General features: G+C 46.6%; 5 protein-coding genes. All 5 read left to right on the forward strand.

Going from position 1 to position 9576, the window contains the following annotated elements; genetic code table 11:
* Nucleotides 1-295: 295 nt before the first annotated feature.
* The gene (locus IM477_RS17630; protein ID WP_287732847.1) at nt 296-2650 is read left to right on the forward strand and encodes a GH116 family glycosyl hydrolase; all 2355 of its coding nucleotides are present in this window, start codon (nt 296-298) and stop codon (nt 2648-2650) included.
* Between the two features lie 267 nt (nt 2651-2917).
* Nucleotides 2918-3769, forward strand: coding sequence for a hypothetical protein (locus IM477_RS17635; protein WP_287732848.1), 852 nt, complete (start codon nt 2918-2920; stop codon nt 3767-3769).
* 156 nt (nt 3770-3925) lie between these two features.
* Nucleotides 3926-5773, forward strand: a complete 1848-nt coding sequence (locus IM477_RS17640) for a caspase family protein (RefSeq protein WP_353845559.1) — start codon at nt 3926-3928, stop codon at nt 5771-5773.
* Nucleotides 5763-6860, forward strand: a complete 1098-nt coding sequence (locus tag IM477_RS17645) for an AAA family ATPase (protein WP_287732850.1) — start codon at nt 5763-5765, stop codon at nt 6858-6860. The genes IM477_RS17640 and IM477_RS17645 overlap by 11 nt, the downstream gene beginning before the upstream one ends.
* Before the next feature lie 8 nt (nt 6861-6868).
* Nucleotides 6869-9400: a formylglycine-generating enzyme family protein gene (locus IM477_RS17650; RefSeq protein ID WP_287732851.1), complete on the forward strand. Its 2532-nt coding sequence runs from the start codon at nt 6869-6871 to the stop codon at nt 9398-9400.
* Nucleotides 9401-9576 lie beyond the last annotated feature (176 nt).

Genomic DNA, 9576 nt, shown 5'->3' on the forward strand with positions numbered 1-9576 from the left:
AGAAAATCAAGATTGGCCAGTTAGCGATCGCAGCAATTATCTCTTTAGCGAATAATTAGGGTTTAGTGAAAAAGTTTCTTGGTGGAGTCAGTATTCAGTATTCAGGAGGAGATAGGGGGATAGGGTTTTGGGGTGATAGGGTGATGAGACAGCTTCCCCATCTCCCCACTTCCCCACTTTCCCACTTCCCCACACCCTCTTTCAAGTCAGGAGATTATTTTTATTTATTCTCCCCACTTCCCCACTTCCCCACTTCCCCACTTCCCCACACCCCACACCCCACTTAAAAACATCTATGCTTAATCTCGTCTCCCTTCCAGAAATTCCCGCCGCTGCTTGGAAACGTCCTCTAGGCAAAGGTTGGGAAAAACCCTACAGCGTCCGCTACGCCAGCAATTTAGATGATGGTCCTTGGCATGGGATGCCTCTAGGAGGATTTGGGGCCGGTTGCATCGGACGTTCCCCCAAAGGTGACTTTAACCTCTGGCATCTGGACGGCGGTGAACACAGTTTTAATAGCCTTGCGGCCTGTCAATTTAGCATTTTTGAACAAACAGAAGACGGAAGCGCCCAAGCCTACGCTATGGCGACGGAAAGCCCGACGGATGGAACATTATCGCGCTGGTCGTGGTATCCAGCCGAAAAAGGAACATATTCTGCCCTTTATCCCCGCAGTTGGTACGAGTACAAAGATGTTTTTCAGACTCAATTAATTTGCGAACAATTCTCACCGGTTTGGGCGCATAATTATCAAGAAAGTAGTTATCCTATAGCCCTATTTGAATGGACGGCTCATAATCCCACCGATAAACCGATTACTATTAGTATTATGCTGACTTGGCAAAATACAATCGGTTGGTTTACTAACGCGATTAAATCCCCAGTGGTTAAGGTGAGAGATGATGGTAGTCCCGTCTATGAATATCAATCAAAATGGGGGGAAAGTGAGGGTAATTATAATCAATGGATTGTCGATAATTTCCGCGTTGGCTGTCTAATGCGTCGGGATTACGAAAACCCCGGGGAAGGGGATGGACAGATGGCGATTGCTAGTATCACTAATCCGAGTCTAGAGGTATTTTATCTGGGTAAATGGAACCCTGCCGGCGATGGGGGCGAAGTTTGGGACTATTTCGCCATGAATGGCTCTTTACCGGATATTGAGGACGAAACCCCCGCCGAAAAAGGGGAAGAAACGGCCACGGCCATGGCGATTCGTTTTACCATTCGTCCGGGGAAAACTCGCAAAATTCCTTTTATTTTAGCTTGGGATTTACCAGTCACCGAATTTGCCCAAGGAATTAACTATTATCGTCGTTATACGGACTTTTTCGGTCGCAATGGTCAAAATGCTTGGGCGATGGTACGCACGGCTTTAAAACACGGCGATACATGGCGAGAAAATATTATTAACTGGCAAAAACCGATCCTAGAACGCACCGATCTGGCTGCTTGGTTTAAAATGGCTTTATTTAACGAATTATATCTGTTAACTGACGGCGGTACTCTCTGGACGGCAGCCACGGAACAGGATCCTATCGGTCAATTTGGGGTCTTAGAATGTATTGATTATCGTTGGTATGAAAGTCTTGATGTGCGTCTCTATGGGTCCTTTGGGTTATTGATGTTATGGCCGCGCTTAGAAAAGGCCGTCATGGAAGCTTTTGCCAGGGCAATTCCCAGCAGTGACGATACTCCTCGGATTATTGGATATAACCAAGCTAGTGCCATTCGTAAGGCCAAAAATGCCACTCCCCACGATTTAGGTGCGCCCAATGAACACCCTTGGCAAAAGAGTAATTACACCAGTTATCAAGATTGTAATCTCTGGAAAGATTTAGGCAGTGATTTTGTTTTATTAGTTTATCGAGATTATTTATTAACGGGGGCTAAAGATGAGGATTTTCTGCGGGAATGTTGGCCGTCAATTGTCCTGACTTTGCAATATTTAAAAACTTTTGACCTTGATAAGGATGGGATTCCCGAAAATTCTGGCGCGCCAGACCAAACCTTTGATGATTGGCGTTTACAGGGAATTAGTGCCTATTGTGGTGGTTTGTGGATAGCGGCGCTAGAAGCAACGATTAAAATTGGGGCAATTCTTGGAGAAGATACAGCAATTTTTGCTAGTTGGTTACAGCAATCTCGCGCTATTTATCATCAGACTCTCTGGAATGGAGAATATTATAATTTAGATAGTGGTAGTGGTTCCGATGTGGTCATGACTGATCAATTATGTGGTCAATTTTATGCCCGTTTATTGGCTTTACCGGATGTGGTAGAAAATCAATACACGCAATCAGCTTTAAGTAAGATTTATCAGGCTTGTTTTCTCAAGTTTCATGGGGGAAAATTTGGGGCGGCAAATGGGTTAAAACCCGATGGTACTCCCGAAAATCCCGAGGCAACTCATCCCTTGGAAGTTTGGGTAGGAATTAATTTTGGGTTGGTGGCTTTTTTACTGCAAATGGGAATGGAAAAGCAAGGATGGCAAATTACAGAAGCGGTGGTGAAACAAGTCTATGAAAATGGCTTACAATTTCGCACTCCAGAAGCGATTACATCGGTGGGAACTTTCCGCGCCTGTCATTATTTACGCGCCATGGCTATCTGGGCTATCTATGGGGTTTTGACGGAATTTCAGGGATAAATTTTCTTGGAGATATCCCCCTTTTCTCAACTTCAATTTCTCCCCTTGAATATTGGCTAAAAAATGTTCACCATGTCACACCATGGGCGATTGGTGGGGGTGTATAGTGTAGGTCTTTTCTTCGATCAGATTTGCTCATCACCACAACCTTAAAAGAGTCGATTAATTTAGATAGTCAAGAGCTTATTTTATTCTTGTTCTCAAGTGCGAAAAACCATTTAAAATTGAAAATCAACAAGGATAGGAAAGCCCTGTAACTGGAGGATCATGGCTAAAATTGTCGGTGTTCATGGTATCGCGCAAGAATTTAGGGGTAGCCACACGATTTCTGCTGAGTGGTTGCCAAGTCTCAAGGATGGATTGAAACTCGCGGGAACCGAGTTAGAGTCCGATACTGATTTTCGTTGTGCGTTTTACGGAGATCTTTTCCGGGGAAAATCGAAAGCGATCGGCATTCCGAACTACGATGTTAATGATATCGATTCCGATTGGGAAAAAGAATTACTCCAGTCGTGGTGGCAAGAAACGGAACGATTAGAAAATAATCATCCGAATACAGATAGCCTTTTGAGAGAAAAATCTACCCCAAAAATTATCCAGAGAGCTTTGTCGGGGTTAAGTGAATCTCGGTTTTTCGGTAGCATTGCCGAGAAATTGGTTATTTCTTATCTTAAGCAAGTGGGGAGCTATTTACACGATCGAAAGCTAAAACAGCAGATTCAAGAGCGAGTAATAGAATGTATCGACGAAGATACGCGGGTACTTGTGGCTCATTCTCTCGGTTCGATCGTCTGTTACGAAACTTTATGTCAGCATCCAGAATGGCCGATTAAAGTCTTTGTTACTCTCGGTTCTCCTTTGGGGATAAGACAATTAATTTTCGATCGACTGCAACCATCCCCCCGCAATAACCTGGGGTGCTGGCCCGGAAATGTGGAAAGATGGGTGAATATCGCGGACGATGGCGATGTGGTGGCGTTGACAAAGCAACTCAACCCTTTATTTGAGGGAACTGTCGAGGATAAGCTAGTTTATAATGGTTGCGAGGCTCACGATGCCAAAAGCTATCTTACGGCGGTTGCAACTGGGGAAGCAATTCGATCGGGGTTAAGTAGGTAGGTGTTAAAAATTATCAGACACCACCCTGATCAAGGGGGGACTAAGGGTAGGGTTGATTCATGAATCAACCCTACTATAAATCAACTCTAGGACTAAGGGGGGATCGAACCTAAAATCCATTTTTAATTTAATTATAACCAGCTACTTAATCGATTGATGGGCAATGATATGGATGAAGAAATCAAGTATTATCTAATTGCTTGTGGGACAAAGGATTACAACGCATTCAACCAATTACCCAGCGTCGAGACGGATTTAGAACTGGTGAACAGTCTGTTTACCAGTGGTTTTGGATATGAAAGAGTTCTGCCAAGTTTACACTTGAATCCCACAACTAACGATCTTAAAAAATTATTCCCTAATTGGCTTCGGGATAGAGAGCGACATGGAACGAAAAATATTCTTATTTTTTACTATTCTGGTCATGGCGAATATTGTCAAGGTGATGGACATTATCTCATACTGGAAGACACAAATAGTGACGATATACCTTCAACGGCTTTACCGACTCAAGACTTAGTTCGTCCTATTAAAAATAACCAAGTAACAATCTCTCAAGTTCTCTATATTATTGATACTTGTTACTCCCAAAGTGGTGTGGGAGATATTATAAAATTCGTTAGCGATGCGATCCAGTCCTACCAACCCGTCCGGGGAAATAATATCGAAGTTTACGCAATCGCAGCTTGTCGGGCCAAGGACACGGCAAAGGAAGGAGTATTATCGAAAGCTCTACAACAAGCTCTGGATAATATAGAACCGAGCGATCTGGTTTTGGGAGGATATGTTGAACTGAATCGATTAGTTAATAAAATGAATCGGGATATAGTCGATGGTCAGAAGGTTAAATATAACCTTGCTGGGATCGAAACCTATGCTCAGTTTTTGCCATTCTCTCCGAAAACTGCGCGAGAATGGGAAAATCAACGATTTAATTTAATCGAAAAACTTTTCAATATTTTAAATATTAATTCCGATAATAGTTTATTTTTAATCAACTCTTTTCTGTTAGTCTATGAAGATCCCAAATCGTCATCTATTTCAAACATAGAAGAGCTTAGAGAAAAACTAAAAGATTTGTCTAGTAAGCCAGTTAATCAAGAAATATGTCCTTTGATTTTATTTTCTGAATGGTGCAGGTTGAAGTTATTTAAGGATCAAAACCGAGATATTGCTGAAGATATTGATACTTGGAAAGGTAAAGCTGTTCGATATAGGGATGGTGTGCAGTTAGACACAATCAAGAAATATGCGAGAGAATTGTGGGATAAATTTAATAAAAATATCGAACTAGAAGGAAGAATACAAATTGTAATCTCACCCGCAATTGATAAACATAATAATACTGGCTTACAAACAGAATATTTTCATGTAAATACGATGTTTTTTGTGGGAATAAACGATAAAATTAAGTTATGGAATATCTATAAAAAAGAACAAGGTTTTATGTTAGAAGAAATGCAAGATAGTTTCTATCAGGTAATTCCTGAAATGTTTTACTATTTACCCAATCGAGTGAGACTAGAGATTGAATTTTTCCTTCCATTTGCTTTGCTGAAACACTCCCTAGAAGATATTAAGTTTAGATGCGGTGAGGGGCCATCTATCGGATACGAGTATCCTGTTTTTATTAACTCCTTCGATCGCTATTTTGATGAAGATTTCCGAGAGATACGCGACGAGATCGAGGAGATCAAGAGAGCTTTATGGGAAAATAATAGCGATCTTGACCAGAAACATTACTACATCGGAACCGAACCATCGATCGCCGATCTGGAAGAGATCGTGGAATCCCTGCCGATCGCCGTCTGGAGTCGAAACGCCGGCGAACCGATGACAGATAACGATCTAAAACCCTCGGAATGGAAAAACTGGCCCGATAATATCAAAGAATTACGCAGAAACAAGCGAAAAATCGCCCTTTTCTGGGACGATCTATACCCCAAACCCTCCCCGAGACCAAGACCTCTAAACACGAGAGTGGTGGAATCCAATGGCCAATAAACCAGTTTCCAAAGCAGAAGACCTTCGCATCTATCGGGGTTTGACCCTGAGTGCCGATAGTTTACCCACACCCAAAGAACAAAGAAAACACCTCGATCGCATCCCACCGCCACCCCCTTGGCGCAGTTTTAGCCTGTCCCCGGAAGAATGGACAAAAGCGGCGAAATCGCAGAAAATACCGCCCGAACAGGGAAAAATCGACCCTAGGGCTTTAGGATTCGTCGCGGATAGGAAAGCGGTGGAATTGGTGAATGCTGCCCTCTGTTTGCGTCGTCCCCTACTGATTGAGGGCAACCCCGGCGCCGGCAAGACTTCCCTGGCCTACGCAGTGGCGCGGGAATTGGGACTACCCGGCCCCTACCGTTGGTCGATCGTTTCCCGCACCACCCTTAAAGAGGGTCTTTATGCCTACGATGCGATCGGACGGTTACAGGAAGCTTCCCTACAAAGACAGAAAGTGGGAGAGGGGGGAGAGTACGAGGAACCAGATATCGGCAGCTATCTAAGATTAGGTCCCATGGGGATGGCTTTTAAACAATCCCGTCCCGGACGACCGGCGGTGCTGCTAATTGATGAGATCGATAAAAGCGACATCGATATGCCTAACGATCTCCTCCATATTTTCGAGGAGGGATTTTTTGAGATCCCAGAATTGACACGATTAAAAACCGGCGACCAATCGGTTCTTCCCTATCGCGGTCAACAGGACGACAGCGAGGAAAAAATCCCGATCGATCGAGGTTGTGTGCCTTGTCAGGAGTTTCCGCTAGTATTCATGACCAGTAACGAGGCCCGGGAGTTTCCCCCTGCTTTCCTGCGTCGATGTTTGCGTTTAAGACTCGAACAACCCGACAACGAGGATGATTTCTATCGGATACTAGAGCAACGTTTCCCACCGGAGAGCCTAAATCAATTGGACGAACCGGCCAGAAATCTGATCCGGGAATTTCTCGATCGAATCAAACGCAAAGACAAACTAGCCACCGATCAACTGCTCAACGCGGTCTATCTGTTACTACAGGGAAACGACCTCACCGACCCCGATAGCAAGCTGCTAGACACCATCTTTAAATCCTTGCAAGGGTAGGGGGATAGATGGAAGGGAAAAAAGCTATCTGGTGGGAAGACGAGAGGGAAATGGCAGAACTGATCTGGTGCGCTGCTTACCTCGATCGAATTATCGCACCTTGGTCGATCGAGCAGCCCGGACAGTCGGAAGCAACCTCATCTAATGATCAGGATGATAACCGGTCATCCGGCAGCGGTGAAGAAACCCCTCCCCCCGGAGCGATCGAGTCAACGATTCCCGTTGTCCATCCCGAAAACATCGATCGCCCGACGCAGACCTCCCGGAAGCGCGATTCGGTCGAGAGCGATCGTTCTTCTCCCGTTCGCGTCCCCGATCCCTTTCCGATACCCGAACCCACCGCCATCAGTAAGGCAATTCTCCCCCTAGCGCGTCGCGTGCCTGGATTACGGGCCGACGAGTTGGATATCGAGGTTACAGTGGAACGGACGGCCGAAGCGGGGGGATTACCGATGCTCGCTTTCCGTCCCCCCCTAGAACGTTGGTTAGAGGTTCACCTGTTGATCGATCGCTCTCCCCCGATGGAATTTTGGGGAGATCTAGCGGGGGGAATGACCACCCTCTTCCGTTGGCAAGGCTTTTTTAGGGATGTGCGGGTTTGGTGGTTCGAGACCGGTGAAAATGAAGCTCGTTTGCTTTCCGGTGCGGGGCAAATCGAACGGAACCCTCGCAGTCTGGTTGCACCCTCTGGAAACCGACTTTTTATCGTCCTAACCGATACTTTGGGGAAAGCTTGGCGATCGGGGTCTGCCTTTGCCACCCTAGCGGATCTGGGCAAAGAACACCCCGTCACCATCGCTCACATTTTCCCGCAGGAGCTATGGCAACGAACCGCTTTAGAGGGGGCAATACTCCGGCCTTTGATCGCACCGGGTCCCGCTTCTGCCAATGCAATACTGCAAGTGGGGGAAAGACTCCGCACGAAGCAGATTCTCTATCGGTTCCCCATTTTCAATCTATCCCCCGCTCACTTTGCAACCTGGGCGAAATTTATCGCTGGGAGCGGTGGTAATTCCATTCAGGGGGTTTTAATGGGAGCAACCACTGCGGGGGTGAATATGGGTGAAACCGGAGAAGAAGAGGCAGCCGCTCCGGAAGCGGAATCCCCGGAAGAGTTATTGAGAGGCTTTTTAATCGATGCCAGTCCCTTGTCCCGAGAACTGGCTAAAGTGCTGGCGGCCGTTCCCCTGATTCCTCCAGTGATGCGATTGGCACAGCGGCGATTTTTACCCGATAGTAAACATTGGCATCTAGCGGAGGTCTTTTTTAGCGGACTGGTCGAAAAATCTACCTTTAGTCCGGAAGGAGCGACGGTTCCGGATGCTTGGTACGATTTTTACCCCGGCATTCGTCAGCTACTATTGGCAGATAGTGCCGCTAGACGCACGATCGATATTTGGCGCGGCATCGGCGATTATATTCGCGACCATTACGGCGAATTTCGCGATTTTCAGGCTCTAATCCCCAATCCACAGGGTTCTCTAGCGGATGCAGTCAGCGATCGCTCTCTCTACTTTGCCGAGGTGGACGCGGCTGTTCTCCGCACTTGGGGGGGAGAGTACGCCGATATCGCCCAAAACATCGAGGAGAGAGTGAGGCAGCGAAAACAGGAAATCTTGACCCCCGAAAAACTCCTAAAATTCACCTTCGAGACCCTATACGTCGATAAACGGGGAGAAATTACCAAAAGAGAACCCCTGGAGGCCTACTACTACGAGGAACCCCTAGGGGAGGAAATCGAACCCCTGACTATGGTTGCTATCCCGGGGGGAACTTTCCTGATGGGTTCACCGGGAGAAAAGGACGATTACAAGTCTGAAAAACCCCAACACCCCGTGAGCGTCAGTGCCTTCTACCTGAGCCAGACTCCGATTACACGGGCGCAATGGCGGTTCGTGGCCCACCTACCGAGGGAAGGAAAAGACCTCGATCCAGACCCCGCGCGCTTTAAGGAAAGCGATAACAACCCCGTCGAGTCCGTGAGTTGGTACGATGCGATCGAATTCTGCGCCCGTCTGTCCCGTCACACGGGAAAAAATTACCGTTTACCAAGCGAGGCCGAGTGGGAATATGCTTGTAGAGCGGGAACAACCACTCCCTTCCACTTTGGCGAGACGATCACGGCAGAACTGGCGAATTACAATAGTTCAGAGGTCTATCAACAAGAAAAGGCGAAAAAATCCCCAAAGAAAACCACCCCCGTCCGCTCCTATCCCCCCAACGCCTTCGGGCTGTACGATATGCACGGGAATGTTTGGGAGTGGTGTTTAGATCCGTGGCACGGTGATTATCAAGGCGCACCGCCCACAGACGGGAGCGTTTGGGACGAGACAAATAATGATAATCGTTATGAAAACTTATTAAATAGTATAAATGAACTCTTGACGGATAACCGAATTGGTGTACTGCGGGGCGGTTCTTGGTACAGCTTTCCAGATTACTGCCGTTCTGCTTACCGCTACAACAACATCCGCCGCGACGACAACTACTACCTCAGCCTCGGTTTTCGGGTGGTGTGCGGTGCTGGGAGGACTTTGTAACCCTTTTCCCCTTTTTTTCCCTTTTTTCCCTCATTCCCTTTTCTGGAATTTTTTTAGGCAGGTTATAGTACAAGTGTATTAGTTTAGGGGTCAATTACCTGGGGGGTTTGATCCCCCCTGCCCCCCTTGATAAGGGGGGTTTGATCCCCCCTGCCCCCCTTGATAAGGGGGGTGCC

The organism is Microcystis sp. M090S1 (assembly GCF_020246295.1).
GTDB classification, from domain to species: Bacteria; Cyanobacteriota; Cyanobacteriia; order Cyanobacteriales; family Microcystaceae; genus Microcystis; species Microcystis aeruginosa.

Excerpts from the sequence above, each read along its gene's own strand:
- IM477_RS17630 (WP_287732847.1), top strand. The coding sequence starts at position 296 with ATGCTTAATCTCGTCTCCCTTCCAGAAATTCCCGCCGCTGCTTGGAAA.
- IM477_RS17635 (WP_287732848.1), top strand. The coding sequence starts at position 2,918 with ATGGCTAAAATTGTCGGTGTTCATGGTATCGCGCAAGAATTTAGGGGT.
- IM477_RS17640 (WP_353845559.1), top strand. The coding sequence starts at position 3,926 with ATGGGCAATGATATGGATGAAGAAATCAAGTATTATCTAATTGCTTGT.
- IM477_RS17645 (WP_287732850.1), top strand. The coding sequence starts at position 5,763 with ATGGCCAATAAACCAGTTTCCAAAGCAGAAGACCTTCGCATCTATCGG.
- IM477_RS17650 (WP_287732851.1), top strand. The coding sequence starts at position 6,869 with ATGGAAGGGAAAAAAGCTATCTGGTGGGAAGACGAGAGGGAAATGGCA.